Genomic DNA, 24,517 nt, shown 5'->3' with positions numbered 1-24,517 from the left:
CACACCCGGGGAGGCCTTCACCCACCTACACCTCAGATCGTGTCGTCACCCGATCTCGACCAACGTGCCTGGGCATCAGATCCAGACGATCCCGCCTCCCCTGACCTTCGCGTGAGGGGTCACGCCGACTATTGGATCGATCACGTACAGACGGATGCAGTTGCAAGACTGCTTCGCTCGACGCCAACGCCGCCGCATGATCGCGCCAGTCAGCTCTCAAGGTGAGGCATCTGTTGTCGGCTTGACCTATGGTGCGCACATGCTTGGGGAGCAAGAATGATCCGCCGTGTAACACTGCGGCGATTCAAACAGTTCAGGGAGGAGACCGTTGACCTCTTGCCCGTAGGAATAACTCTGATTGCAGGAGGTAACAACTCCGGCAAGTCGAGCTTGCTTCACGCATTGGCGGTATGGGAGTTCTGCCGCACCGCCATAGAGATGGAACGGGGCGCCGAGACATTTCTCGCGTCCAGCAATAGGCAGGGACTGGGCGTTGGCGGCGACGAGTTCAGCCCTGTAGCCGTTCCGTCCCTGAAGCATTTATGGACCAATCTCAAGACGCAGAAGGAGTCGAGCGATCCGGATGGCTACACCCTGCGCATCCGATGCGATTGGGTGACGAGCGGCGAAGACTGCTTTCTGGAGTTCGGCCTCGCACTCGCCAATGACCGTCTCTTCGTGAAGGTCACGTCTTCAAACCTGCAGCCAGGCTTCCGCCTGCCAGTTGTGGCGTACCTTCCTCCCTTCGCAGGCATCACCGATCGGGAGATGAAGGTCTCGCCTGCCATCCGACGACGGCGCACTGGCGAGGGCTTAGCCGGAGCAGTTCTTCGTAACCTCTTGCTGGACCTCGAGCAGCGGAACGAGGAAAGGCGGGCACAGCTCCGCGAAGGAAGGTCGAAGATCAGCGAGGCTGACTTGCGAGAACTCCGTGCCTCAGATCCCTGGGAGCTCTTGCAGCAGACGCTCCGAACCACCTTCGGAGCCGAGCTTGTTATCGACCCCTTCAGCGACGAGTACCACTCCTATATTCGAATCGACGTGGTCAAGGGTTCGGTCGTGGGGCACAAACTGTCTCGCCACCCCGGTTACAACAAGCGTGACCTGATGGTCGAGGGCAGTGGGTTCTTGCAATGGCTGAGCGTGTACGCACTGGCAACGTCTCCCGAGGTAGACGTGCTCCTGCTGGACGAGCCGGACGCACACCTCCACCCAACACTGCAGGCCCAGATGATGAAGTCCTTGGCTGAGATGTCGGGTGTTGCAAGCAAGCAGGTGCTCGTGGCTACACACTCTTCCGAACTTCTCCGGCACTGGCCCGTATGTCACATCTTGCAGGTGAAGGCCCGCGGGAGGGGGAAGTTCAAGTATTTGTCACAAGACCATCAGAAGGTCGGACTCCTCGCGGGCTTGGGGTCGGACTACGCGCCGCGCATAGATCCCATTCGCCGCGCTGGACGAGTCCTGTTCCTCGAAGGAACGAGCGACGAAACGATGCTGCACGCCATCGGACAACGTCTGGGCAGGGACGTACTGGCGAGATGGCCTATATGGCACACGTCCGTGTCCCACAAAGAACGACTGCAGCTGTTTACTGCCCTTTCCGAGGACATTCCGAACCTGGTCGCAGTCAGCCTTCGCGACCGCGACGACGAAGCCATTGCTACGGTCGACGCGCAACTCAATGACCAGAATTTCCCGAGCCGCGACAACTTCTATGCGTTGAAGTGGCGGCGGCGGCATTGGAGAGTTACCTCCTTGTTCCCGACGCCGTAGCTCGTTGCACCGGGCAAGATTCCGGCGACGTTCGTGCGAAACTTGCCAACAACTTTTCTCTCGCCATTGGCGCGAACTTCACTGTCAGTGACTGCACTGATGCCCTCATGCAGGCCAACGGCAAGGACGTGCTGCGCCTGCCTGACGACGGACTACTCGCGGATACGGGCCAGAGTGCGGCTGATGTGGCGCTGAGCCTTGAGGTCTCGGAGGTGTGCGACGACTTGCGCACCTTCTTTGACAGGCTGGAAGACCTCGACCCCTCGCCCCCTGCAGATGACGAAGGTGCCGCCTGATCGATCGCACGCCTTGCCTGCGGACAGTTCTTCTGGCGGCACAATCAAGGTCGGGCAGCGCGTCATTCTGGGCGGGTTGGGCTACGGGCCGCGACCAACGGACGCCGTCGCGTCCGTGCGACACCCATCCCATCAGCCAACTGAAAACGTCCCTGGACAACCGAAGCTGTCCAGGGACGTTCTCGCAGGTCAGACGCGGATCAGCGGGTGACTCCGCAGGTCAGCGCTGAGGGTGGCTCAGATGTCGTAGTAGAGCTCGAACTCGTGCGGGTGGGGGCGCAGCTGGATCGGGAGGATCTCGTTGGTGCGCTTGTAGTCGATCCAGGTCTCGATCAGGTCGGGCGTGAAGACGTTGCCGGCCGTGAGGAACTCGTGGTCCCGCTCGAGGTTCTCCATCACCGCGCCGAGCGAGGTGGGGACCTGGGCGATGTCGGCCATCTCGTCCGGCGGCAGCTCGTAGATGTCCTTGTCGATCGGGGCCGGCGGCTCGATCTTGTTCTGGATGCCGTCGATGCCGGCGAGCAACAGCGCGGAGAACGCGAGGTAGGGGTTGGCCGACGGGTCGGGGCAGCGGAACTCGATGCGCTTGGCCTTGGGGTTGGCGCCCGTGATCGGGATGCGCACGCAGGCCGAGCGGTTGCGCTGGGAGTAGACCAGCGAGACCGGGGCCTCGAAGCCCGGCACCAGGCGGTGGTACGAGTTCACCGTCGGGTTGGTGAACGCCAGCAGCGACGGGGCGTGCTTGAGGATGCCGCCGATGTAGTAGCGGGCCATGTCCGACAGGCCGGCGTAGCCGGTCTCGTCGTAGAACAACGGCTCGCCGTCCTTCCAGATCGACTGGTGGGCGTGCATGCCCGAGCCGTTGTCGCCGAAGATGGGCTTCGGCATGAAGGTGGCCGTCTTGCCGTTGCGCCAGGCGACGTTCTTGACGATGTACTTGAACTTCATCACGTCGTCGGCGGCCTTGAGCAGCTCGTCGAAGCGGTAGTTGATCTCGGCCTGGCCGGCGGTGCCGACCTCGTGGTGGGCACGCTCCACGGAGAGGCCGGAGGCCTCGAGCTCCTTGACCATCTCGTCGCGCAGCTCGCCGAAGTGGTCGTAGGGCGCGACCGGGAAGTAGCCGCCCTTGTACTTGACCTTGTAGCCGCGGTTGGGGCGGTCGGCGGTGCCGGCGGCGCCGGAGTTCCACGCGCCCGCCTCGGAGTCGACGCGGTAGAAGCCCTCGTTGGCGGAGGTGGCGAAGCGGACCTCGTCGAAGACGTAGAACTCTGCCTCGGGGGCGAAGTAGGCGGTGTCGCCGATGCCGGTCGAGGCGAGGTAGGCCATCGCCTTCTTGGCGATGTTGCGCGGGTCGCGGCTGTAGGCCTCGCCGGTGATCGGGTCGTGGATGAAGAAGTTGATGACCAGCGTCTTCGCGGTGCGGAACGGGTCGATGTAGGCCGTGGTCGGGTCGGGCAGCAGCGACATGTCCGACTCGTGGATCGCCTGGAAGCCACGGATCGACGAGCCGTCGAAGGCGAGGCCGTCCTCGAACACCTCCGGACCGAACGCGCCGGCGGGCACCGTGAAGTGCTGCATCACGCCGGGAAGGTCGCAGAAGCGCACGTCGACCATCTCGACGCGCTCGTCCTTGATGAACTTCAGGAGCTCATCGGAGTTGTTGAACATTCGGTTCCTCCTTGACGGCGGCGCGCGCACGTCGATTGCAGCGTTCGGGAGCGGAGCCTCGTTGCACCGTGCCGCCACGCTAGGCGGGAGCAGTTTCCTGACCGTATCCCGATTGTTTCGCGCGTGTAACAGGTGACCGGCCGATGGGCCGCTGCTCGCGCCTCCTAGGCTGGTCACGTGACCAGCGCTGTAACACCGGAGCTCGAGTCAGCCAGCTTCCGCAGGCGGGTCCTCGCGCTCGTCGTCGACTGGATCGCGTGCCTCGCCGTGGTCGAGGGCCTCGTGGCGGCCGGCGTGCTCGGTGGCAACCCCAACGGCCTCGGCACGCTGGCGCTCTTCGTCCTCGAGTCGGCGGTGTTCACCGCCCTGGCCGGCGGGTCGTTCGGCAAGCTCGCGACCCGGCTCCGGGTGGTCAGGTCGGACGGCTCCGGCCGACCGGTGTCGCTGCTGCGGGCGCTCGTCCGCTCGGTGCTCGTCGCGCTGCTCGTGCCGCCGCTGCTGACGTACGACGGACGCGGGCTGCACGACGTCGCCGCCGGCACGCGCACCGTCCGGATCTGACCCGCGCCCGCACCCAGGGTGCGTACGCCCGTCAGCCGACGGTGGCGACGGCCGACAGGTGCGGCCGCACCAGCGCGAGCACCTCCTGGTGCGTCGTGGGATCCGCCGAGACGACGAGGCCGCGGCCGGTGTGGAGCGGGTCTCCCGCGAGGTCCGTGACGACGCAGCCGGCGGCCTCGGCCACCGCGATCCCGGCGGCGAAGTGGAGGTTGCCCCGGAACGAGCCGTCGGAGACGTAGGACCCACGGCGACCCACGGCGACCCAGACGACGCCCAGCGTCGAGGAGATGACCCGGGGACCGTAGGCGGCTCGGACCCCGGGATCGTGGACGAGCTGCCCGCCGACGAACGGCCGGTCCGACGGCCCGTCGCAGTTGACCTCGAGCAGGCCGGATGCCGGGGTCGGCTCGAGCGCCCGATCCGTGCCGCCACCCGGGCGGACGAGCGCGCGGGACCCGTCGGTCCAGAACAGCTCGTCGGCGATCGGGTCGACGACGGCGGCCGCGATGGTGGCGTCGTCGTGGGTGAGGGCGACGTTGACCGCCATGAGGGGCGTGGTGGCCGCGAAGTTGAGCGTGCCGCAGAGCGGATCGATGAGCCACCGCCGCGACGCCGCGGCCGGGCCGCCGGCTCCCGACTCCTCGCCCGTGCGCGCGTCGGCCGGGCGGTGCTCCTGCAGGACCCGGACGATCGCCTCTTCGGCGCGGAGGTCGGTCTCGGTGGCGAAGTCGGTGGGGGTCTTCGCGAAGCGCACGTGCGCGGATCCGTAGGCGCGGGCCACCACGTCGGCGCCTGCTCGAGCCGCCGCGATCGCCACCTCGGCGTCGGTCAGTCCGTCGAGCGCAGGCATCCCGGCTGCGGTCAGCGGCCGCGCTGCTGCGAGCGCATGCCCTTCATCGAGGTCGGCATCGGCCCCTTGGGCAGCGGCAGCTTGCCGCGCTGGGCGTCGAGGGCCCGGAGCCGCTGGAGGATGTCGGTCATCTCGGCCGGCTTGACGTTGCGGCCGAGCTTCTGGACGTGGCGCACCAGCTTGGGCAGCGGCACCTCGCCCTCGCCGCGACCGCACACGACCTCGTGGATCGGCACGCCGTAGGCCACGCGCTCGTGCTTGCGGTGCTCGGTGGTGAGCAGCTGGCGGACGCGGGCGGGGCTGGAGCCCTCTCCGACGAGGACGATGCCGGGGGGACCGACGACGCGGTGCACGACGTCCTGCTGCTTGGTGAACCCGACGACGGGGTCGACCTTCCAGCCGCGACGCAGCATCTGCAGGGCGCCCGCGGCCGCGGCCGGCTGGCCCTCCATCTGCGTGTACGCCGCCTTCTGGGCGCGGCGGCCGAAGACGAGCAGCGCGAAGAGCGCGCCGAAGAGCACCGCGCCGACGACGGACATGATCCAGCCGAGCAGGCCCTCGCCCGGCAGCACCCACATCACGGCGAAGCCGAGGGCCGCGCCGAGCACGAACACGCCCATCACGATCAGGCCCAGGCGCGGGTCGCTCCGCTTGGCCATCTGGTAGGTCTGCAGGATCTGCCCACGGCGCGAGGTGGGCGTGGTGGCGGGGGTCGACATGAGGTGGCCTTGTCCGGTCAGGTGTTCAACAGGTGCTTCGACAGGTGCTTCGGGAGGTGGAGCGGTGGTGCTGTCAGGCGGTGGCGGCGGCGCGCGCGTCCATCGCCTGACCGTACAGGCGTCCGGCGCGGTAGGACGAGCGGACCAGCGGGCCGGAGAGGGCGCCGGCGAAGCCGATCTCGTCGGCCTCGGCCTTGAGCTCGACGAACTCCTCCGGCTTGACCCACCGCTCGACGGGGTGGTGGCGGGGGGAGGGGCGCAGGTATTGGGTGATGGTGATCAGCTCGCAGCCCGCCTCGTGGAGGTCGCGCAGCGCCTGGCTGACCTCCTCGCGGGTCTCGCCCATGCCGAGGATCAGGTTGGACTTGGTGACCAGGCCGAAGTCGCGGGCCTGGGTGATGACGTCGAGGGAGCGGTCGTAGCGGAACGCCGGGCGGATCCGCTTGAAGATCCGCGGCACGGTCTCGACGTTGTGGGCGAGCACCTCGGGCCGCGACTCGAAGACCTCCCGCAGCAGGTCGGGCTTGCCGTTGAAGTCGGGGATCAGGTTCTCCACGCCCGTGTCGGGGTTGAGCTCGTGGATCGCGCGCACGGTCTCGGCGTAGAGCCAGGCGCCGCCGTCGGGCAGGTCGTCGCGCGCGACGCCGGTGATGGTGGCGTAGCGCAGCTGCATCTTCTGCACCGACTCCGCCACCCGGCGCGGCTCGTCGCGGTCGAGCGGCTGCGGCTTGCCCGTGTCGATCTGGCAGAAGTCGCACCGACGCGTGCACTGGTCGCCGCCGATGAGGAAGGTGGCCTCGCGGTCCTCCCAGCACTCGAAGATGTTGGGGCAGCCGGCCTCCTGGCACACCGTGTGGAGCCCTTCGGACTTCACCAGGTTCTGCAGGGAGGTGTACTCCGGGCCCATCTTGGCGCGGGTCTTGATCCACTCCGGCTTGCGCTCGATCGGGGTCTCCGCGTTGCGGATCTCCAGTCGGAGGAGCTTGCGTCCTTCGGGTGCGGGAGCAGTCGTCACACCTGCCACTCTACGACGGGGCTCCGAGCGCCCCCAACCAGCATCCGCACGCGGGCTCGCCTGCTGCGAGGCGACGTGCCGGGTCGGGGCTCAGCCGCCCGGGCGCACCAGCTCGATGCGAGCGCGGCCCGGCTCGGGGCGCGGGTCGTAGTCGGGGGTGGCGTCGTAGGGCTGCCACGCCAGGTACGTCGCCAGGTGGCGGCGCACGGCGGGCAGCACGTCGGCGACGGTGACGTCACGGCCGAGCTCGTGCGACAGCGAGGTCACGCCGGCGTCGGCGATCCCGCAGGGGACGAACCGGTCGTACCAGCCGAGGTCGACGTCGCAGTTGATCGCGAAACCGTGCATCGTCACCCCGCGGCTCACGCGGATCCCGATGGCGGCGATCTTGCGCTCCGGTCCGCGCTCGTCCTCGCGCAGCCACACGCCGCTGCGGCCGGGGATGCGGGCCGTGGTGACGCCGAGGTCGGTGCACACGGCGATGAGCGCCTCCTCGACGCGGCGCACGTAGTCGACGACCTTCACGTGGTCGGGCAGGGCCACGATCGGGTAGCCGACGAGCTGGCCGGGGCCGTGGAAGGTGATCTTGCCGCCGCGGTCGACGTCGATGACGTCGGCGCCCCCGGGGTCGAGCGGCCGCTCGTGCGGGTCGGTGCGCTTGCCGGCGGTGAAGACCGGCGGGTGCTCGAGCAGCAGCACGGTGCCGGGCCGCTCGCCGGCGACGACCTCCTCGTGCACCCGGCGCTGGAGGTCCCACGCGGCCAGGTAGTCGACGGCGTCGTCGCCCAGCCCGGCGACCTCGAAGTCCAGCGCGGTGGTGGCGTCGTGCTCGAGCGGCATGTGCCCGAGCCTACGCGGCTGCCGGAGGGCGTATGCACCGCGGAGGCTGTGGATGACGCCTGCGGGCGGGTGGGGGATCCGGCACGCTGGCGGGATGGATCCGCGCCGCCTGCTGCCCGCGCTCACCGCGCTCGCCTGCGCCCTGGTCGTCGCGACCCTCGTGGTGGCCCTGGCGCGTCCTGACCGGGGCGGCCCCGCGGCCCGTCCGGAGTCCGGCTCGGAGCGCGGGTCGCGCGACGCCGCCGCCAGTGCGACCCGGCGCACCGGCCCCGCGGCGGTGCTGGCCGCCTGGGACGCCGAGCGGGCCGCGGCGTGGGCGGCGGGGGACGCCGAGGCGCTGGCGCGGCTCTACGCCGACGGCTCCGCGGCCGGCGCGGCCGACGTGGGCCTGCTGCGCGACTACCGACGCCGTGGCCTGCGCGTGGAGGGGCTGACCACCCAGGTGCTGGCGCTGCGGGTGGTCGCCCGGGCGCCCGGTCGACGGGAGCTCGTCGTGACCGACCGCGTGGTCGGCGGCACGGCCGTGGGGGCCGGGACGCCGGTCGCGCTGCCCGCCGGCCGTCCGTCGACGCGACGGGTGGTGCTGGTCCGTGCGGACGGGAGGTGGCTGGTGGCGGAGGTGCGCCACGTCGGCCGCGCTCAGGACAGCGCGGCCGCCAGCACCTCGCGCACGTCCTCGTCCTCGAAGTCGTAGCCCGCCCGCTCGAGCGCGGCGGGCCGGGCGTTGACGGAGCCCAGGAGCTCGGGCGCGAGGTCACCGGCGGCGCGGCGCATGAGCGGCCCGGGCACGGCGAGGAACGCCTTGCGGTGCAGCGCCGCGGCCAGCGCGCGGGTGAACTCGGCGTTGGTGGGCGTGCGGGGGCAGCAGAGGTTGAACGCCCCGGACACGTCACGTGACTCGATGAGGTAGCTCACCGCGCCGATCCAGTCGCGCAGCGAGATCATCGGCATGAACTGCTCGCCGGACCCGAGCCGGGCGCCGCCGCCGGCCTGGAAGAGCAGGCGCAGCTGCTTCAGCGGTGGGGAGGTGCGGTCCATGACGGGGGCCGTGCGCAGCTCGCACACCCGCGCCCCGGCGTCGCGGGCCGCGTCGGCGGCGGCCGACCAGGCGTGCGAGACCCGGGTGAGGAACGCGTCGCCCGAGCTGGCGGTGTCCTCGGTGACGGCCGACGTGCCGTGGTCGCCGTACCAGGCGATGCCGTTGCCGGCGATGAACGCCGCCGGACGGTCGGCGGCCGCGACGGTCTCGGCCAGCAGCCGGGTGGTGGAGACCCGCGAGTCGAGCACCTCGCGCGCCCACCGCTTCGAGTGCGGGTTGCCGGCGATGGGGGCTCCGGCGAGGTTGACCACGGCGTGGGCGCGCCCGACGACCTCCTTGTCGATCACGCCCTCGGCCGGGTCCCAGCGCGACTCGTGCGCGGAGGCCGGCTCGCTGCGGACGAGGGCGGTCACCTCGTGCCCGTGCACCCGGAGGTGGTCGGACAGGTGGGTGCCGAGGAATCCCGAGGCACCGGCGATGACGACGCGCATGTCCCCACCCAACCATGGGGCCACAAGCCGCCCTGACGCCGCCGTGACCGCATGAGGGGCGCGGCGACGGGCCTGCCAGGCGGCCGGTGCGCCGGGACGGCCGTACGCCCCGTCTCAGCCGGCCAGGTGGGCCCAGCGCCCGGCGAGCTCGCGCCAGGGCCCCTGGTCGACCACCCGGCCGGCGTCGAGCACCACGACCCGGTCGGCCTGCGCGAGCGCGGCCGTCTTGCTGGTGGCGCCCACGACGGCGGTGCCCCGGGCGCGCAGCGCCTGCCACAGCTCGATCTCGGTGGCGGCGTCGAGCGCGGACGACACGTCGTCGGCGAGGAGCACGTCGGACTCGGTGGCCAGCGCCCGCGCCAGCGCGAGGCGCTGCACCTGCCCACCGGACAGGCGTACGCCGCGGTGGCCGACGAGCGCGTCGGGACCGCCGGCCTCGGCGACGTCGCGCCCCATGCGGGCCGCCTCGAGGGCGGGCATCACCGCCCGGTCGGGGTGGTCGAGGGCGACGTTGTCGGTGAACGTGCCGGACAGCACCCGCGGCACCTGCGCGACGTGGGCCACGCGGCCGGGGCGCAGCGCGATCTGGGGGTCGTCGACGAGCCGGTCGTTCCAGCGGATCTCGCCCGTGCTGCCGACGAGCCCGGCGAGCGCGCCGAGCAGGCTCGACTTGCCGGAGCCGACCTGGCCGAGCAGGAGCACGAGCTCGCCGGCCTGCACGTCGAGATCGACGCCCTCGACGCCCAGCGTGCCGTCGTCGTGCACCGCGGAGACGTCGCGGAGCGTCAGCGTGCGCAGCGGCTCGCGGTGCGCCGTCGCGGGCACCGGGCCGGTGCCGCGCACCAGGTCGACGCCCGGCGGGAGGTCCATCAGGTCGCCGCCGCCGGCGAGCTCGCTGGTGGCGTTCATCCACGCGCGGGTGCCGGGGGCCTCGGTGACGACGGACCCCGCCACGCGGCCGAACCAGTCGAAGCCGCTGACGGCGTTGGCCACGAGGAGTGCGGTCGCGAGCTCCCAGCGGCCGGTGAGCAGACCTGCCCAGGCGGCCACGACGCCACACTGCACCATCACGACGGGAACGCCGTCGAGGAGGGCCTGGACGCGGTGCTCGCGCACGGCGGCGTCGACGCGCCCGCCGTCGACGGCGCGCAGGTGCTGGTGGACCTGCGGCGTGGCGGCGGCCAGCTTGACCGTGCGGGCAGACTCGAGCGCGGAGACGAGCGACTGGCCGAACCGCGCGCGGGCCGTCGACGCGGCCGCGGCCGAGCGGCCGGCGACCCGGCGCCCGAGGGTGGAGGCCAGCGCCGAGGCGACCATGACCGTCAGCAGGACCGCGCCGGCGAGCCAGGTCTGGGCGATGAGCGCGGTCACCAGAGCGACGACGAGACCGTTGACGAAGTCGACCCAGCGGTCGGTGTAGCGGGCCAGCCGGTCGGCGTCCATGGTGCGAGCGACGACCTCGCCGGGCGGCGTGCGGAGCAGCCGGCGCTGCGCGGTCTGCCCGTGCAGCACCGCGGCGCGCACCCGCAGCCGTACCTCCACCCACCAGTGGGGGTAGGAGCGGAAGGCCTGGGCGAGCAGGAGCGGGCCGATGAGGAGCGAGGCGACCAGGGCCACCACCAGCAGGGTGGGCCGCTCGCCCGCCTGCAGGTCGGTGACGATGTGACCCCACACCCACCCCGTGACCGCGCCGAACGCGCCGGTCAGCGACGAGGCGAGGAAGAGGAACGCGCCGAGCATGCCCCACTGCGGCTGGATGCTGATCGTGTGGACCACCTGGCGGGCCAGGCTCGGCGTCGGGGCGAGCCGGGGCGGTGCCGGGGGAGTGGTGCTGCGGCGCACGGACCCGATCGTCGACTCGTCGTGGTGGTGCTCCTCGACGACCGGCTCGTGGGCCGCTGCCTCGAGGAGGTCGCGGAAGGGCCCGTCCTCGGCGGCCAGGCGGCCGCGGGGGCCCTGCTGGACGACGCGCCCGGACTCGAGCACAGCCACCTGCTCGGCCCGCTCGGTGGTGGAGAGCCGATGCGCGACCAGGATGCCGGTGCGCCCGGAGATCAGCCGGTCGGCGGCCCGCACCACGCGGGCCTCGGTGACGGGGTCCATGCGGGCGGTGGCCTCGTCGAGGACCACGACGCTGACGTCGCGCACGAGCAGCCGCGCGAACGCGACGAGCTGCTCCTCGCCGGCCGACAGGCTGGTGCCGCCGGGGCCGAGGACGGTGTCGAGGCCCTCGGGCAGGCCGGCCACCCAGTCGGTCAGGCCGAGCTCGGCCACGGCCGCCTCCACCACGGCGGACGGGACGTCGGTGAAGAGGGTGATGTTGTCGGCGAGCGTGCCGGCGAGCACCTCGGTGCGCTGGGTGACCACGCCGACGGCGGAGCGCAGCTGCTGGAGGTCGAGGTCGAGGACGTCGACCCCGCCGAGGAAGATCGTGCCGCGCGGGGGCTCGACCGCGCGGGAGAGCAGGGAGGCCAGCGTCGACTTGCCCGAGCCGGTGCGACCGACGAGCGCGCAGGTGTGGCCGGCGCTGAGCCGCAGGTCGACGTCGCGAAGGGCGAACGTGCCGGTGCCGTAGCTGAACTCGAGGTGGCGGAACTCGACGTCGAGGGGCCCGTCGGGCACGGGCAGGCCGCCCGTGGGCTCGGCCGGCGAGGCGAGCATCCCGCGCAGCCGCAGCACCGCGCCGAACCCCTCCTGGAGGTCGGGCAGGTGGCGCGCGAGCATGTCGACGCCGCCGACGAACATCGTGGTGACGAGGAAGAGGGTGACCAGGCGGGCCGTGCTCAGGTCGCCGGAGAGCACCAGCGCCACCCCGACCACTCCGACCGCGGCCAGGGCGCCGTGGAGCATGCCGCCGCTGCGGCGGGTGATGCGCACCTCGACGGCCAGGACGGCGTCGAGGGTGCGGTGGACGACGGACGCCAGGTGGGCGTTGCGACGCAGGACGTGGGCCTGGCCGAGCGAGGTGCGCAGGTCGTCGCGGGCGGCGACGCCCTCCTCGGTGGACGCCGCGTGGTCGGTCCAGGCGGCCTCCTCGATGACCTTGCGCTGCGCGACGAGCGGCAGCAGCCGGCGGATCACCGTGAACGTGACGACGGCGGTCAGCGGGAAGAGGAAGACGGCCGGCCACCAGGTGAGCGAGGCGACCACCCACAGCGGGCCGGACGCGAGGAGGGTGCGCGCGGCCTGCCACACGCCCCAGCGCATCAGCTGGCCGACCTCCCAGGTGTCGTCGTCGATGCGGTCGAGCACCTCGCCCACGGCCTGCTCGGACAGCTCGGACAGCGGCTGCGCCATCGCCGCGTCGAGCAGGTCGGCGCGCAGCTGGCCCTCGGCGCGGTCGCAGATCGTGGCCCAGACGGTCTTGGCGACGGTGTCGATGACCGCGCCGCCCACCACGCACAGCGCCAGGAGCACCAGGAGGCGCTCGGTGGGGCTGTCGGCGAGCCGGCCCGCGACCATGGAGCCGAGGGACGCGGCGACCGCGCCCAGCAGGGACATCGAGAAGCAGAGATAGGTCAGCGGACGCCGCACGCGGCGCCAGTCGACGGGCACCCGGCCCGGCGGCAGCCCATCGGTCGCAGACGTCGCCGCCGGTGCCGCGTGGGTCTGGATCTCGGTCACCGTCACAAGCACCAGACGCTACGTGGCCGCACCGACATCGCGCGCCTCGTTTTCGTGTGACTCACGCCGCTGTGACGATGTCGACACGGCCACCGGCGGGCCCGGGACGACGACGCCCCGCCCACGTGGCGTGGGCGGGGCGTCGTGCGAGCCGGATCAGACCTCGAACTGTCCTGCCTCGAGGCGCTTCTTGACCTCCTGGAGGAACCGGCCGGCGTCGGCTCCGTCGACCAGGCGGTGGTCGTAGGTCAGCGAGAGGTGGACCATGTGCCGCACCGCGATCGTCTCGCCCAGGTTGGGGTCGTCGATCACGACGGGCCGCTTCACCACGGCACCGGGGCCGAGGATGGCGACCTGCGGCTTGTTGATGATCGGGGTGTCGAAGAGCGCCCCGAAGCTGCCGAGGTTGGTGATGGTGAACGTGCCGCCCGACAGCTCGTCGGGGGTGATCTTGTTGGTGCGCGTGCGCTCGGCGACGTCGGCGATCTTCTTCGCCAGCCCGGCGATCGACAGGTCGCCCGCCTCCTTGACGACCGGCGTCAGCAGGCCCTTCTCGGTGTCCACGGCGAACGCGATGTTCTCGCGGTCGTAGTAGGTCACCTCGCCCTTCTCGGCGTCGATCGCCGCGTTGAGCTTGGGGTGCAGCTTGAGCGCGTCGATCGCGGCCTTGGCGAAGAAGGGCAGGTAGGTCAGCTTCACGCCCTCGCGCGCCAGGAAGTCGGCCTTCACCGACTCCCGCAGGCGGGCGATCACGGTGACGTCGACCTCCATCACCTGCGTGAGCTGGGCGGCCTCGTGCAGCGACTCGACCATGCGCGAGGCGATCACCTTGCGCAGCCGCGACAGCGGCTCGGTGGTGCCGCGCAGCGGCGACGGCGACGTCGACGACGGAGCCGCGGCGGCCGGGGGAGCGCTGGCGGCAGCAGGCGCGGCGGCGGGTGCCTCGGCCGGGGCCTTGGCCTGCTGGGCGGCGGCGGCAGCGTCGAGGACGTCCTGCTTGCGGATGCGGCCGCCGACGCCGGTGCCCTGCACCGAGGCGAGGTCGACACCGTGCTGCTCGGCCATCTTGCGGACCAGCGGGGTCACGTACGCGGACTGGTCGCGACCGCCGTCGGAGGAGGACGCCGACGAGGAGGAGCCACCCGACGGGGCCTGCGCGGCCGCGTCGGTGCGCTGCGGCTCGGGCTCGCCCTGCGGGGCCGGCGCATAGGGCGCCTCGCCCTTGGCCTCGGGCTCGACCTGCTGGGGCTGCTCGCCCTGCTCCTCGGCGGTCCACCGCTCCTGCTCGGCCTCCGTCGGGGCGTCGTCCTCGGCCTGCGCCGGGTCCGACTGCGCCTGGTCCGACTGCGCCTGGTCCGACTGCGCCTGGTCCGACTGCGCCTGGTCCGACTGCGCCTGGTCCGACTGCGGCTGCGACGTCGCGCCCGACCCGGCGTCGCCGGAGCCGATGATCGCGAGCTCGGCGCCGACCTCGACGGTCTCGTCCTCGGCGGCCTTGATCTCCAGCAGCGTGCCGGCGATCGGGGAGGGGATCTCGGTGTCGACCTTGTCGGTGGAGACCTCGAGCAGCGGCTCGTCCACGGCGACCTCGTCGCCGACCTGCTTGAGCCAGCGGGTGACCGTGCCCTCGGTGACCGACTCGCCGAGCGCGGGCAGCGTCACGGGCGTACCGCCGCCGCCACCACCGCCGGACGAGTCGCCGGAGCCGGAGTCGCCGGACGCGGCCTGCTCGGCTGCGGGCTCCTCCTGGGCGGGCGCGTCGTCCTTCTCCGACTCGGGGGTCTGGTCGCCGTCGGGGAGCTCGCCGGTCTCCTCGGCGACCTGCTCCTCCTGCTCGGCCTTCTTCTCCGACTCGGCGTCGTCCTGGGGCTGCGCCTCGGGCTGGGCCGTCCCGGAGGCGTCACCGGCCGACTCGCCCTCCTCGCCGACCACGGCCAGGACCGTGCCGACCTCGACGGTGTCGTCCTCGTTGGCCTTGATCTCCAGCAGCGTGCCGGCGACCGGTGAGGGGATCTCGGTGTCGACCTTGTCGGTGGAGACCTCGAGCAGCGGCTCGTCGACGGCGACCGTGTCACCGACCTGCTTCAGCCAGCGGGTGACGGTGCCCTCGGTGACGGACTCGCCGAGTGCGGGGAGGGTGACTTCGGAGGCCATGTGGTTCCTTCGCTCGCGTGTGGTTGGGGAGGTATGTCGCGGGTGGATCAGGAGTGGGCGTGGAGCGGCTTGCCGGCGAGCGCGAGGTGCGCCTCGCCGAGGGCCTCGTTCTGCGTGGGGTGGGCGTGCACCAGGGGCGCGACGTCGTCGGCGTGCGCCTCCCAGTTGTAGATCAGCTGCGCCTCGCCGATGAGCTCACCGACGCGATCTCCCACCATGTGGACGCCGAGCACCGGCCCGTCGACGAGGCCGACGAGCTTGACGAAGCCCTGGGTCTGCAGGATCTGGCTCTTGCCGTTGCCGCCGAGGTCGTAGGTCAGGGTGGTGACGGCGTCGCCGTGGAGCTCGCGTGCCGCCGCCTCGTCGAGGCCGACCGACGCGATCTCGGGGTGGGAGTAGGTGACCCGCGGGATGCCGGTCTCGTCGATGGGGCGCGGGTCGAGCCCGGCGATGTCCTCAGCGACGAAGATGCCCTGCTGGAAGCCACGGTGGGCGAGCTGGAGGCCGGGGACGATGTCGCCGACGGCGTAGACGCCCTCGACGTTGGTGCGGCACCGCTCGTCGGTGAGCACGAACCCGCGGTCCATCTCGATGCCCTGCTCGGCGTAGCCGAGGCCGTCGGTGACGGGTCCGCGCCCGACGGCGACGAGCAGCACCTCGGCCTCGATCACGCTCTCCCCGTCCGTGGCGCCCTCGACGGTGACGGCGACGCCGGTGTCGGTGACCTTGACGCTCTTGTAGGAGGTCGCCGTGCGGAAGTCGATCCTGCGCTTGCGGAAGGCGCGCTCGAGCGCCTTCGAGGAGGCCTCGTCCTCGGCGGCCACGAGCCGCGGCAGGGCCTCGACGATGGTGACCTCGGAGCCGAACGACCTCCACACGCTTGCGAACTCGCAGCCGATGACGCCGCCGCCGAGCACGATGACCGAGGCGGGGACGCGGTCGAGACGCAGCGCCTGCTCGGAGGTGATGACCTTGTCGCCGTCGACCTCGAGGCCCGGCAGCGACCTGCTGTAGGAGCCGGACGCCAGCACGACCGACCGGCCGGTGTAGGCGGTGCCGTCGACGGTGACCTCGCGCGGGCCGCTCAGCGTGCCGGTGCCCTGGATGACCGTGATGCCGCGCGACGCTATCAGGCCGGTGAGGCCCTTGAAGAGCCGGTCGACGACCTTGTCCTTGTAGGCGTTGACCCCGGCCATGTCGATGCCCTCGAGCGACGCGGTCACGCCGAACCGGGCGGCGTCGCGCGCGGAGTCGGCGACCTCCGCGGCGTGGAGGAGGGCCTTGGTCGGGATGCAGCCCACGTGGAGGCAGGTGCCGCCGAGGTTGCCCTTCTCGACGAGTCCGACGCTCAGGCCCAGCTGGGCCGCTCGCAGGGCGCAGGCGTAGCCGCCTGATCCGGCCCCGAGCACGAGTACGTCGAACTCAGCGTCCGCCACTGCATTCCCTCCACACGTGCTCGACTCGCACCGACCATCTCGGGGCGCGTCCATCTTTGCACTCTTCGTGACGCTGTCCACACCGGGTCGGGTGGGTCGAAGCGGCGATCGCGAGCGCGATGCGGCCCCTCCCTGCACAATGTGCGCCATGGGCCTGTTCGACCGACTCCGCCGCAAGGGCCGCACCAGCGCCCCCGCGCAGGACGCCACCCGCACCGGGTCCACCCGGGTGCGGGCCTCCGACGGGGAGGACGTGCGACACCTCGAGCGGTTCGTCACCACCCGTCAGGGGGTCGAGGGGTTCGTCGAGCCGCGCACGGCGGTCAGCGACGTGACGCTGCTGCTGGTCGCCCACGACGGGGAGTGGACCCGGCGCCGGGTGCCGAGCGTCCGGTGGGCCCACGACTTCGCCAACCGCCACCGCGTGCCGTCGTACGACGCCGCGGTGGTCGGCGTGCCGCAGCGGATGCGCGACTACAACCGGCGCAAGAAGGCCGAGGGGATCTAGCCCTTCGACCGGGCCTCGGCCAGCGACCGGGCGAGCTCGACGAGCGTGGTGACGCCGAAGCCGGTCGCGCCGGACGGGACGTGGCCGTAGGGGCCGCCGGTGTTCATCTCCTTGCCGGCGATGTCGAGGTGGGCCCACGGCAGGCCGCCGGTGAACTCGCGCAGGAACGCCGAGGCGTAGAGCCCGCCGCCCCAGCGCACCCAGTCGTGCTGGAGCAGGTCGGCGACCTTGGAGCTGGTGACGCGCTCGTGCATCTCCTCGGGGATCGGCATCGGCCAGTGCTGCTCGCCCGCCGCCGCGCCCGCCGCCAGGACCGACTGCACCTCCGGGTCGGTGCCCATGACGGCGCCGACCTTGTCGCCGAGGGCGAGCTGCATGTGCCCAGTGAGGGTGGCGATGTCGACCACGACGTCGGGCTCGTCCTGCACCGCCATCGACAACGCGTCGCCGAGCAGCATGCGGCCCTCGGCGTCGGTGTTGGCGATCTCGACCGTCGAGCCGTTGTGCATGGTGATCACGTCGCCGGGGCGGGTCGCGGTGCCGGAGACCATGTTCTCGGCCATCGGGGCGAACGCCGTGACCTTGACCGGCAGGCCCAGCCGCGCGATCGCGAGGGTGGCGGCCACGACGCTGGCCGCGCCGGCCATGTCGCCCTTCATGTTGACCATGCTCGACGACGGCTTGATCGTCAGGCCGCCGGAGTCGAAGGTGACACCCTTGCCGACCAGCGCGAGGTGCACGGTCGCGCCCCGCGGTGCCCAGGTGAGCTTGACCAGGCGGGAGGGCGCGGCGGAGGAGTCGCCGACGCTGAGGATGCCGCCGCAGCCCATCTCCGCGAGCTGCTCGTGGTCGAAGACCTCGAGCGTGACCTTGGGGGCGCCGCGGCCGGAGGTGACGTCCTTGTGCGCGGCGCGCACGAGCTCGGCGAGGAGCGGGGGAGTGCAGTCGCGGGGCGGGGTGTTGACCCAGTCGCGGGTCAGCGCGACCGCGTCGGCGAGCACCTCGGCGCGCTCCAGGGCGGCGACGGCCTCGGCGCGGCGGGCGATCCCGGTGAGCACCACGACGTCGTTGGGCGCGGACGTGTCGGGCTGGCGGGACTTGTAGCCGGTGAAGGTGTAGCCGCCGAGGCGGTGTCCCTCGACCACGGCCTCGACCAGCTCGGGCGTGTCGCTCGGCAGGGCGAGGGCGACCGAGGCGGCGTTGGGCACGCTGCGGGCGGCGACGCCCGCGGCCCGGCGTACGGCGACGGGGTCGGCCTGGTCGGCACCGAGCCCGACGAACACCAGCAGGGGTGCGTTGACGCCGTCGCGGGTCGGGGCCTTGACCGACTCGCCGGCCTTGCCGGTGACGCCCATCGTGCTGAGGAAGGGGCGCAGCCGGCGACCGTAGGCCTCGCTGATGTCGGCGGCGGCGTCGCACAGCCGTGGACCCTTGGCGCCGGTGACCACTCCCACCACGACGGCGTCGGCTCGGGTCTTGGCGGGGCTGGCGCTGCGCAACGAGTAGGTGGTCACCCGGGCATGTTAGGCGAGGGGGGACGGGCGGCACGCTGCGGTAGGTTCGGCGCCATGGCCGCATCGCTCAAGCAGTCGCCGCTCCACGACCGTCACGAGGGCCTCGGCGCGAAGTTCGCCGAGTTCGGCGGGTGGTCGATGCCCCTGGAGTACCGGACGGGCGTGGTGAAGGAGCACACGGCGGTGCGGGAGTCGGTCGGCGTTTTCGACGTGAGCCACCTCGGCAAGGCGATGGTGTCGGGCCCGGGTGCGGCCGACTTCGTCAACGCCACCCTGTCCAACGACCTGGCCAAGATCCGGCCGGGCAAGGCCCAGTACACGCTGTGCCTCGACGAGTCCGGCGGCATCGTCGACGACCTCATCGCCTACTGGCACGACGACGAGCACGTCCTGCTCGTCCCCAACGCGGCCAACACGGCCGAGGTCGTGGCGCGGCTGCAGGCCGCGGCCCCGGAGGGCGTGAAGGTCGTCAGCCACCACGACGACTACGCGGTGCTGGCGGTGCAGGGCGCCCGGTCCGACGAGGTGCTCGAGAAGGTCGGGCTGCCGGTCGGGCACGAGTACATGTCCTTCGTCGAGTCCGAGCTGCACGACACCGGCGTCGGTGTCGTGGTGTGCCGCACGGGCTACACCGGCGAGCGCGGCTACGAGCTGATCGTCGACAACTCCGTCGCCGGACGGCTGTGGGACGACCTGATGGCCGCCGGCGAGGAGTGGGGCATCGTCGCGTGCGGGCTCGGTGCGCGCGACACGCTGCGCACCGAGATGGGCTACCCCCTCCACGGCCAGGACGTCGGTCTCGACACCAACCCCCTCGAGGCCGGCCTCTCGTGGGCGGTCGGGTGGAGGAAGGACGCCTTCTGGGGCCGCGACGCGGTGCGGAAGGTGAAGGAGGAGGGGCCGATGCGCCGGCTGCGCGGGCTGCTCGCCGTCGGCCGAGGCATCCCCCGACCCGGGATGAGCGTCTCGCTGACCCCCGACGTGCCACTGGCCGAGATCACGTCCGGCACGTTCTCCCCGACGCTGAGGAAGGGCATCGGCCTGGCGCTGATCCCGACCATGGTCGCCGAGGACGCCGAGGTGGGCGTCGACATCCGTGGGCGGCGCGAGGTCTTCCAGCTGGTCAAGCCGCCCTTCGTCGACCCGTCCGTGAAGGAGTCCTGACGTGCTCCCCGGACAGCCCCCGACCTTCCGCCAGCCCTCGGCCGCCGACCGGCCCTGGTGGTGGCGCCTCGAGGACGCGGCCGGCGCCGAGGTCGAGGTCGCCGGCCACTCCGACCAGCGGTTCGCCACGCAGGGCGACGCTGAGTCGTGGGTGGGCGAGATCTGGGCCGACCTCGCCGACCACGGCGTCGCCGCGGTGACGTTGTTCGAGCACGACCGCCAGGTCTACGGGCCGATGTCGCTGAGCGCCTGACCCATCCGCCCCGGCCCCGGCCCCGAACGCCTCCCGAGGCCGAGCCGGGAGACCGCACGCGAGGTCGAGGAACGCACGGGAGGGGACCGAGGTGGGCACGGCGGACGGGTCGGACTTCGAGACCTACGTCGACGCGCGCTGGCCCGACCTCGTCGCCGGCCTGGAGGAGGACGGCGTCGCGCCCGACGACGCGCGGCTCGCGGTCGCCCAGACCCTGGTGGCCGCGCGGCGCTCGTGGCGGCGCCGCGTGCGCGAGGAGCAGGTCGACGTCACCCTGTGGGCCGAGGCCCGCGAGCGGGCCGCGCTGGCGCCCCGGCCCGGGGAGCCGGCGCCCCACGGACTCGGCCCGCGCGACCCCGGCGACGGTCCCGAACGGTGGCTCGAGCGGGCCGAGCGGGTGCGGGCCGCACGTCGCCGGCTGGCGGCGCGCCGCGCGCTCGCGGGCGTCGCGGTCGCGGCGGTGCTCGCCGCCGGGTGGGCGTGGTGGGCCGCCCGGCCGGCGCCGCCCCCGGTGCGCGAGGAGGCCAACCCGCTGCCCGTCGCGTGGTACGCCGAGGGCGAGCTGCACCTGGCGGACGTGGTCGTCGGGCTGCGCGGGGTGGAGGCGTTCGTCGCCGACGGCTCCGCCGTGGTCGCCCGGCTCCGGTCCGGTGAGGTGCTCCGCGTGGACGCCGAGGGCGGCGTCGAGCCGGTGGAGGAGGCTCCCGCGGCGCTCGACGACGTGCCGGTGCCGCCACCCGTCGTCGCGCTCGGCCCCTACGACGTGCTGGTGCAGAGCGTGCCGATGGCCGACGGGGGCTGGGCACACCTCATCGACTCCTCCCGCCGCGACGGCGCGCAGGACGCCGTCCGGCAGTCGGAGTCCGGCCGGCGGGCGCTCGTCGTGTGCCGTACGCCGACGGCGTGCGGGGAGCCGGTGACCGTCGTCGCCGGCGGCACCATCCTGCTGCGCTGAGCCCCACCGCTAGGGTCACGCCTCGTGGCGGAGGCACTCTGGACGGGCGTGGCGCAGGCGTACGCGCGCAGCTTCGCCGGCCTCTGTGCCGGCACGATCCCGGCTCTCCTCGACGGGCTGCCGCGCGGCGCGCGACTGCTCGACGTGGGCTGCGGCACCGGCGCGCTGGTCGGAGCCGCACGACAGGCCGGGCACGACGCCGTCGGGGTCGAGCCCGACCCCGAGATGGCCGGGCTGGCCGCTGCCGCCCTCGGCCGGGAGCACGTCCTCGTGGGAGGCCTGCCCGAGCTGCCGATGGCCGACGACGGCTACGAGGTGGTGACGGCCGCCTTCGTGCTCAACCACGTCGAGGACCCCCGCGCGGGTGCGCGGGAGCTGGCGCGCGTGGCGGCGCCCGGGGCGGTGGTGCGCGCGACGATCTGGGGAGCGACCCCGCCGCCGCAGGCGGTGATGTGGGGCGGGCTCCTCGACGCCGCCGGCGCCCGGCGGGTGGCGTCACCGCGGCTCGCGCCGGAGCGCGACTTCGAGCGCTCCGCCGACGGCCTCGCCGGCATCCTCGCCGAAGCCGGGCTCACGGTCACCGCCGCCGGCGCCCGCTCGTGGACGTGGCGCGTCGCTGCCGACGACCTCTGGTGCGGTCTGACCACGGTGGGCAACTTCGGCGTTGCGTGGCGCGCCCAGCCCGAGGCCGTGCGGGCCCGCCTGCGGTCGGCGTACGACGCCCTCGGCCCGCACCACGCCTTCGACGTCGAGTGCGTGCTGGTGGAGGCCCGGCTGCCGCGGTCCTGAACGGGGTGTGCCCCGGTGGCACGCCTCGTGCGGCGACTGCTTGACCTCACGTCCACGTGAGCTCCTAGCGTCCTGGGCATGGAGGAGCCGAGGACGACCGAGCGAGGACCGACGTGATGCAGGCGATCGTGCAGAGGGCCTACGGCGGTCCGGAGGTGCTCGTGCTCGAGGACGTCCTCGAGCCGGACCCGGCGGCGGGACAGGTGCGGATCGCCGTGTCCGCAGCCGGCGTGCACCTGTTGGACGCCACCCTGCGTGAGGGCGTCGCCGGTCCCTTCGGACGAGCGGCGCTGCCCATGACGCCCGGCCGCGAGGTCGCCGGGGTGGTGGACGCGGTCGGGCCGGACGTCGAGGGGTCTTGGCTCGGTCGACGGGTGGTCGCCCACCTCGGTGTGCTCAGTGGCGGCTACGCCGCGCGCGCTCTGGCGCCTGCCGCGGCGCTGATCCCCCTGGCCGAGCACGTGGACGAGGCAGAGGCGGTCGCGATGGTCGGGACCGGCCGCACCGCGCTGGGCATCCTCGAGGAGGCGGCGATCGGGCCGGACGACACGGTGCTGGTCACCAGCGCGGCCGGTGGGCTGGGGACGCTGCTGGTCCAGGCCGGCGTGCAGGCCGGCGCCCGCGTCGTCGGGGTGGCCGGCGGTGCGGCCAAGTCGGCGCTCGTGGCGTCGTACGGCGCGCACCCGGTCGACTACCTCGAGCCCGGGTGGCCCGCCGAGGTGGCTGCCCTCCTCGGCGCTGAGCGCCCGGTGACCGTCGCCCTCGACGGGGTGGGCGGCACGGTGGGCCGGGCCGCGTTCGACCTGGTCGCTCCGGGCGGCCGGCTGGTCATGTTCGGCTGGACGGCCGGCGAGGCGATCGCCCTGTCGGCGCAGGACGTGTTCGAGCGCGGGGTCGCGGTGACCGCCGCCATCGGAGCCCGCATGTTCGCCCGGCCGGACGGGATCCAGGGGCTGGCACGCGAGGCGGTGGATCGACTCGCCGCCGACGAGTGGCGGCCCGCGACCACCCGGTTCCCCCTCGCCGAGGCAGCCGAGGCGCACCGGGCGCTGTCCGAGCGACGAACCACCGGCAAGGTTGTGCTGCTGACCTGAGCCTGCGTCGTAGAGTCGCCCCGTGCGCGCCTACCTCGACCTGCTCCAGCGGATCCTCGACGAGGGCGTGGAGAAGACCGACCGCACCGGCACCGGCACGCTCAGCGTCTTCGGCCACCAGATGCGCTTCGACCTGGCGGAGGGCTTCCCGCTGGTGACCACCAAGAAGGTGCACACGCGCTCGGTCTTCGGCGAGCTGCTGTGGTTCCTGCGCGGTGACACCAACGTCAAGTGGCTGCAGGACCGCGGCATCACGATCTGGGACGAGTGGGCCGACGAGCAGGGCGACCTCGGCCCGGTCTACGGCTACCAGTGGCGCTCCTGGCCCACGCCCGACGGGCGGCACGTCGACCAGATCGCCCGGCTCGTCGACGGCATCCGCACCAACCCCGACTCGCGCCGCCACATCGTCTCGGCGTGGAACGTCGCCGACGTCGACGACATGGCGCTGCCGCCGTGCCACACGCTGTTCCAGTTCTACGTCGAGCCCACCCCGGCCGGCCCCGGCAGGCTGTCGTGCCAGCTCTACCAGCGCTCGGCCGACACGTTCCTCGGCGTGCCGTTCAACATCGCGTCCTACGCCCTGCTGACCCACATGGTCGCGCAGGTGACCGGGCTCGAGGTCGGCGACTTCGTGCACACCATGGGCGACGCCCACCTCTACCTCAACCACGTCGACCAGGCCCGCCTCCAGCTCAACCGCGAGCCACGCGCGCTGCCGCGCCTGGTGCTCGACCCGTCCGTGACGGAGATCGACGGCTTCGACCTCGAGCACATCGCCGTCGAGGGCTACGACCCCCACCCGGGCATCAAGGCCCCCATCGCCGTATGACCGGCGGTGCGACCGGATCGCTCCGGCCCGAGCAGCGCGTGGTGCTGGTGGCGGCCCACGCCCGCAACCGGGTGATCGGCAACGGTCCCGACATCCCGTGGCGGCTGCCCGGCGAGCAGGCGCAGTTCAAGGAGCTCACCTGGGGCCACACGTTGCTGATGGGTCGCACGACCTTCGAGTCGATCGGCCGCCCCCTGCCCGGGCGCACGACGATCGTCCTGACCCGGCACCTCGGGTGGTCGCACGAGGGCGTGCTCGTCGCCCACACGGTCGAGGAGGCGCTCGCACTCGCCGGCGCCCAGCCCGGCGACCTGATGGTCGCGGGTGGCGGTGAGGTCTACGCCGCGCTGCTGCCCTGGGCGACGCACCAGGTGCTGACCGAGGTCGACCTCGAGCCGGAGGGCGACGTGCACTACCCGCAGTTCCCGGCCGACGAGTGGGTCGAGACGCGGCGCGAGCGCTTCGACGGCTACGACCGCGTGTGGCTCGAGCGCATGGAGCCCGCGGCGTGAGCCCCGCCGTGCGGATCGCCGTCGACCCCGCGTCGGGCGTGCCGCCCTTCGAGCAGGTGCGCGAGGCCATCCGGGCGCAGGTCGACTCCGGCGCGCTCGCTGCCGGCGTCCGGCTCCCGCCGGTCCGCAGCCTGGCCACCTCCCTCGACCTCGCCCCCAACACCGTCGCGCGGGCCTACAAGGAGCTCGAGGCCCTCGGGGTCGTCGAGACCCGCGGGCGCGCCGGGACGTACGTGAGCGGCGCGGGCGTGGAGCGGACGCTGCGCGAGGCCGCGGCGTCGTACGCCGACACGGTCCGCTCGCTCGGCGCGTCCGAGGCCGACGCACTCGCGGCGGTGCGCCGCGCGCTGGGGTCGTAGGGGGTCGTCCCCGTGGATGCGCGCCGATGCGCGGGAATGACCGTGCTCGGGTGGTCGTTGGTATGGAC

At 72.5% G+C, this 24,517-nt stretch carries 23 protein-coding genes; 13 read left to right on the top strand and 10 right to left on the bottom strand.

Annotated features, from left to right (window positions below; genetic code table 11):
- The first annotated feature begins 276 nt into the window (after window positions 1–276).
- On the top strand, window positions 277–1,776 hold the full coding sequence (locus AC54T2_RS15765; protein ID WP_496666643.1) for an ATP-dependent nuclease: 1,500 nt from the start codon (window positions 277–279) through the stop codon (window positions 1,774–1,776).
- 107 nt (window positions 1,777–1,883) lie between these two features.
- The gene (locus tag AC54T2_RS15760) at window positions 1,884–2,072 is read left to right on the top strand and encodes a hypothetical protein (protein WP_496666642.1); all 189 of its coding nucleotides are present in this window, start codon (window positions 1,884–1,886) and stop codon (window positions 2,070–2,072) included.
- Window positions 2,073–2,309: 237 nt separating this feature from the next.
- Here AC54T2_RS15760 and glnA read toward each other — a convergent pair whose 3' ends face one another.
- Entirely contained in the window at window positions 2,310–3,740 is a 1,431-nt protein-coding gene (glnA, locus tag AC54T2_RS15755; protein ID WP_186341906.1) for a type I glutamate--ammonia ligase, read from the bottom strand.
- A gap of 177 nt (window positions 3,741–3,917) precedes the next feature.
- Between glnA and AC54T2_RS15750 the strand changes: the two genes are divergently transcribed.
- A complete protein-coding gene (locus tag AC54T2_RS15750) occupies window positions 3,918–4,301 on the top strand; it encodes an RDD family protein (protein ID WP_186341907.1) in 384 nt (127 codons plus the stop codon).
- Between the two features lie 31 nt (window positions 4,302–4,332).
- On the opposite strand, the gene AC54T2_RS15745 is transcribed toward AC54T2_RS15750, so the two are convergent.
- The 4 genes from AC54T2_RS15745 to lipB form a co-directional block, all read right to left on the bottom strand.
- Window positions 4,333–5,151 (bottom strand): inositol monophosphatase family protein, encoded by an 819-nt coding sequence (locus tag AC54T2_RS15745; RefSeq protein WP_496666641.1) that lies wholly within the window; start codon window positions 5,149–5,151, stop codon window positions 4,333–4,335.
- Window positions 5,152–5,162: 11 nt separating this feature from the next.
- Entirely contained in the window at window positions 5,163–5,870 is a 708-nt protein-coding gene (locus AC54T2_RS15740; protein ID WP_496666640.1) for a DUF4191 domain-containing protein, read from the bottom strand.
- Between the two features lie 73 nt (window positions 5,871–5,943).
- A complete protein-coding gene (gene lipA / locus AC54T2_RS15735; protein ID WP_186341910.1) occupies window positions 5,944–6,885 on the bottom strand; it encodes a lipoyl synthase in 942 nt (313 codons plus the stop codon).
- A gap of 90 nt (window positions 6,886–6,975) precedes the next feature.
- Entirely contained in the window at window positions 6,976–7,725 is a 750-nt protein-coding gene (lipB, locus tag AC54T2_RS15730; protein WP_186341911.1) for a lipoyl(octanoyl) transferase LipB, read from the bottom strand.
- 94 nt (window positions 7,726–7,819) lie between these two features.
- On the opposite strand from lipB, the gene AC54T2_RS15725 reads away from it, so the two are divergent.
- Entirely contained in the window at window positions 7,820–8,419 is a 600-nt protein-coding gene (locus AC54T2_RS15725; RefSeq protein ID WP_496666639.1) for a hypothetical protein, read from the top strand.
- Here the strand turns inward: AC54T2_RS15725 and AC54T2_RS15720 are convergent.
- The 4 genes from AC54T2_RS15720 to lpdA form a co-directional block, all read right to left on the bottom strand.
- Window positions 8,365–9,255 carry a TIGR01777 family oxidoreductase gene (locus tag AC54T2_RS15720; protein WP_496666638.1) on the bottom strand — a complete coding sequence of 297 codons (891 nt, stop codon included), beginning with the start codon at window positions 9,253–9,255 and terminating at the stop codon, window positions 8,365–8,367. The two genes, AC54T2_RS15725 and AC54T2_RS15720, sit on opposite strands and share 55 nt — an antisense overlap.
- Before the next feature lie 114 nt (window positions 9,256–9,369).
- Entirely contained in the window at window positions 9,370–12,879 is a 3,510-nt protein-coding gene (locus tag AC54T2_RS15715) for an ATP-binding cassette domain-containing protein (protein ID WP_496666637.1), read from the bottom strand.
- 156 nt (window positions 12,880–13,035) lie between these two features.
- Window positions 13,036–15,033 (bottom strand): 2-oxoglutarate dehydrogenase, E2 component, dihydrolipoamide succinyltransferase, encoded by a 1,998-nt coding sequence (gene sucB, locus AC54T2_RS15710; RefSeq protein WP_496666636.1) that lies wholly within the window; start codon window positions 15,031–15,033, stop codon window positions 13,036–13,038.
- A 47-nt stretch (window positions 15,034–15,080) separates the two neighbouring features.
- Window positions 15,081–16,469: a dihydrolipoyl dehydrogenase gene (gene lpdA / locus AC54T2_RS15705; protein WP_496666635.1), complete on the bottom strand. Its 1,389-nt coding sequence runs from the start codon at window positions 16,467–16,469 to the stop codon at window positions 15,081–15,083.
- A 148-nt stretch (window positions 16,470–16,617) separates the two neighbouring features.
- Between lpdA and AC54T2_RS15700 the strand changes: the two genes are divergently transcribed.
- On the top strand, window positions 16,618–16,977 hold the full coding sequence (locus AC54T2_RS15700; protein WP_241005385.1) for a hypothetical protein: 360 nt from the start codon (window positions 16,618–16,620) through the stop codon (window positions 16,975–16,977).
- Here AC54T2_RS15700 and AC54T2_RS15695 read toward each other — a convergent pair.
- Window positions 16,974–18,491 (bottom strand): leucyl aminopeptidase, encoded by a 1,518-nt coding sequence (locus AC54T2_RS15695; protein WP_186341916.1) that lies wholly within the window; start codon window positions 18,489–18,491, stop codon window positions 16,974–16,976. The two genes, AC54T2_RS15700 and AC54T2_RS15695, sit on opposite strands and share 4 nt — an antisense overlap.
- 54 nt (window positions 18,492–18,545) lie before the next feature.
- Here AC54T2_RS15695 and gcvT point away from each other — a divergent pair, with 54 nt between their 5' ends.
- From gcvT to AC54T2_RS15655, 8 genes are all read left to right on the top strand, one after another.
- Window positions 18,546–19,655: a glycine cleavage system aminomethyltransferase GcvT gene (gene gcvT / locus AC54T2_RS15690; RefSeq protein ID WP_496666634.1), complete on the top strand. Its 1,110-nt coding sequence runs from the start codon at window positions 18,546–18,548 to the stop codon at window positions 19,653–19,655.
- A 1-nt stretch (window position 19,656) separates the two neighbouring features.
- A complete protein-coding gene (locus AC54T2_RS15685; protein ID WP_186341918.1) occupies window positions 19,657–19,908 on the top strand; it encodes a hypothetical protein in 252 nt (83 codons plus the stop codon).
- Window positions 19,909–19,999: 91 nt separating this feature from the next.
- Window positions 20,000–20,863 (top strand): hypothetical protein, encoded by an 864-nt coding sequence (locus AC54T2_RS15680; RefSeq protein WP_489976150.1) that lies wholly within the window; start codon window positions 20,000–20,002, stop codon window positions 20,861–20,863.
- Between the two features lie 24 nt (window positions 20,864–20,887).
- Window positions 20,888–21,652 (top strand): class I SAM-dependent methyltransferase, encoded by a 765-nt coding sequence (locus tag AC54T2_RS15675; RefSeq protein WP_496666633.1) that lies wholly within the window; start codon window positions 20,888–20,890, stop codon window positions 21,650–21,652.
- A gap of 116 nt (window positions 21,653–21,768) precedes the next feature.
- Window positions 21,769–22,746 carry a zinc-binding dehydrogenase gene (locus AC54T2_RS15670; RefSeq protein WP_496666632.1) on the top strand — a complete coding sequence of 326 codons (978 nt, stop codon included), beginning with the start codon at window positions 21,769–21,771 and terminating at the stop codon, window positions 22,744–22,746.
- Between the two features lie 22 nt (window positions 22,747–22,768).
- Window positions 22,769–23,578, top strand: a complete 810-nt coding sequence (locus AC54T2_RS15665; RefSeq protein WP_489976147.1) for a thymidylate synthase — start codon at window positions 22,769–22,771, stop codon at window positions 23,576–23,578.
- Window positions 23,575–24,090: a dihydrofolate reductase gene (locus AC54T2_RS15660; RefSeq protein ID WP_496666631.1), complete on the top strand. Its 516-nt coding sequence runs from the start codon at window positions 23,575–23,577 to the stop codon at window positions 24,088–24,090. Before AC54T2_RS15665 ends, AC54T2_RS15660 begins: the two co-directional genes overlap by 4 nt.
- Entirely contained in the window at window positions 24,087–24,449 is a 363-nt protein-coding gene (locus tag AC54T2_RS15655) for a GntR family transcriptional regulator (RefSeq protein ID WP_496666630.1), read from the top strand. The genes AC54T2_RS15660 and AC54T2_RS15655 overlap by 4 nt, the downstream gene beginning before the upstream one ends.
- The last annotated feature ends 68 nt before the right edge of the window (window positions 24,450–24,517 follow it).

This window comes from Nocardioides sp. Z35_8, from assembly GCF_059621125.1.
The sequence above is the reverse complement of the archived record's forward strand: the minus strand, read 5'-3'. Positions and strand labels throughout refer to the sequence as shown.

Excerpts from the sequence above, each read along its gene's own strand:
- glnA (WP_186341906.1), bottom strand. The coding sequence starts at position 3,740 with ATGTTCAACAACTCCGATGAGCTCCTGAAGTTCATCAAGGACGAGCGC.
- AC54T2_RS15670 (WP_496666632.1), top strand. The coding sequence starts at position 21,769 with ATGCAGGCGATCGTGCAGAGGGCCTACGGCGGTCCGGAGGTGCTCGTG.
- AC54T2_RS15740 (WP_496666640.1), bottom strand. The coding sequence starts at position 5,870 with ATGTCGACCCCCGCCACCACGCCCACCTCGCGCCGTGGGCAGATCCTG.
- sucB (WP_496666636.1), bottom strand. The coding sequence starts at position 15,033 with ATGGCCTCCGAAGTCACCCTCCCCGCACTCGGCGAGTCCGTCACCGAG.
- AC54T2_RS15765 (WP_496666643.1), top strand. The coding sequence starts at position 277 with ATGATCCGCCGTGTAACACTGCGGCGATTCAAACAGTTCAGGGAGGAG.
- lipB (WP_186341911.1), bottom strand. The coding sequence starts at position 7,725 with ATGCCGCTCGAGCACGACGCCACCACCGCGCTGGACTTCGAGGTCGCC.
- AC54T2_RS15700 (WP_241005385.1), top strand. The coding sequence starts at position 16,618 with ATGGGCCTGTTCGACCGACTCCGCCGCAAGGGCCGCACCAGCGCCCCC.
- AC54T2_RS15720 (WP_496666638.1), bottom strand. The coding sequence starts at position 9,255 with ATGCGCGTCGTCATCGCCGGTGCCTCGGGATTCCTCGGCACCCACCTG.
- AC54T2_RS15745 (WP_496666641.1), bottom strand. The coding sequence starts at position 5,151 with ATGCCTGCGCTCGACGGACTGACCGACGCCGAGGTGGCGATCGCGGCG.
- gcvT (WP_496666634.1), top strand. The coding sequence starts at position 18,546 with ATGGCCGCATCGCTCAAGCAGTCGCCGCTCCACGACCGTCACGAGGGC.
- AC54T2_RS15660 (WP_496666631.1), top strand. The coding sequence starts at position 23,575 with ATGACCGGCGGTGCGACCGGATCGCTCCGGCCCGAGCAGCGCGTGGTG.
- AC54T2_RS15760 (WP_496666642.1), top strand. The coding sequence starts at position 1,884 with ATGCAGGCCAACGGCAAGGACGTGCTGCGCCTGCCTGACGACGGACTA.
- AC54T2_RS15725 (WP_496666639.1), top strand. The coding sequence starts at position 7,820 with ATGGATCCGCGCCGCCTGCTGCCCGCGCTCACCGCGCTCGCCTGCGCC.